A 1476-nucleotide genomic window follows, 5' to 3' on the forward strand; every position below is an offset into this window, starting at 1 on the left:
TGAACTGCACCCCGTCAAGTAGACAGTACAAATAAGTAAAAGTTTTAAGCGGCCTTAGTTCTGAATTCCGTGGGACTGAGGCCGTTTAACTTTGCCTGTAATCGCTCGTTATTGTAAAAGTGGATATAGGTATCGATGTCCTTCTTCAACTCTTCAAACGAGTTGTATGTAGTCAGGTAATACATCTCGCATTTCAAGGTTCCCCAGAAAGATTCCATTGGTCCGTTGTCAATGCAACGGCCAACACGTGACATGCTTTGGGTAATGTTTGCTTTGTCCAGTTTCCTCTTAAAAGCCGTCGAGGTGTATTGAAACCCCCGGTCACTGTGAAGCATAGGAGTAGCGCCCGGCGTAGCCTCAAGCGCCTGGTCCAGCGTTTTAAATACGAGTTTGTTGTTGTTCGAATGCCCGAGCACATAGGAAATAATGTTGTTGCTATGGAGGTCCAGGATGGCGCTGAGGTAAGCTTTCTGACTATGTCCATATTTGAACTCCGTTACATCGGTCAGCCACTTCTCATTGGGCGCTTCAGCATGGAACTTGCGGCCTAGCAAGTTCTCGGCAATATGCTGTGGAGCGGAACGCGGGTATTGCTTTTTCTTCCTACGGATTACCGACTGGATCCCTGCGAGGGTCATGAGCCGCCGAATTCGTTTGTGATGAATGGGTTTGCCTGTTTGACGACGGAGCTGGACAGTGTGCCGCCGGTAGCCGTAGATGCCGCGCACCTGCTCATGAAGGGTCAGCATGTCCTTCGTCAGTTGCTCGTTTTCTTGTTCCTGCGGGCTGGGTTTGTGGTTTACCCACTTGTAATAACTGGAGCGCTGAATCTGTGCAACCTCACACAACAACTGCACGCTAAACCCTTGTTCTTCATGTACCGCTTGTATGGCCACATACACATGCCTCCGTCGATGTCTGCTCAAACTCGCCTCCTTTGAATTTCCTTCAACTTTTTTAGAAACGCATTCTCCGCTCTAAGCCGTTCATTTTCATATTCCAGCTTCTTCATCTCCAGCTTGTGACGCTCGGCCTCGGTTAACTCCTCAGACGCTTTCTTCCGTCCTCGCCCGTCCTGAAGCGCATCTTGTCCGCCGTTCTCGTACTTCTTGACCCACTGGTACACTTGGTTGTAGGAAACATTAAACTGCGCTGCTGTTTTCCCATAGTTGCGCTTATGTGCCATACAGTAAAGCACGATATCAATTCGTTCCTGCCACGTAGTAGAACGTCCTTTGGTCATAGCCGATGCTCCCTCGTTAACCGATTTAAAGCTGCTATGACTATTATACTTGGCAATCCAGCTTCTGAGCTGAGTTCGGCTTGCAATTTTGTATGTATCGATGAGTTCATATTGTGAATACTTCCCCGACAAATAATCTTGAACCGCTTGAAGCTTTAATTCAGGGGAATACCGGTTATTCTTGATTCGGATTTCTAACCCTTCCATTCCGTACAATTCATACTGATGCCGCC

The 1476-nt window shown here is 47.8% G+C and carries 2 protein-coding genes; both read right to left on the minus strand.

The features are described 5' to 3' along the window. Positions 1 to 44: 44 nt before the first annotated feature. Entirely contained in the window at positions 45 to 896 is an 852-nt protein-coding gene (locus EDM58_RS25290) for an IS3 family transposase (protein ID WP_183187630.1), read from the minus strand. 26 nt (positions 897 to 922) lie between these two features. Further along, on the minus strand, positions 923 to 1476 hold a 554-nt coding region (locus EDM58_RS26085), incomplete at its 5' end, for a helix-turn-helix domain-containing protein (protein WP_148039359.1).

Source organism: Brevibacillus panacihumi (assembly GCF_003710985.1).
Taxonomy (GTDB): domain Bacteria; phylum Bacillota; class Bacilli; order Brevibacillales; family Brevibacillaceae; genus Brevibacillus; species Brevibacillus panacihumi.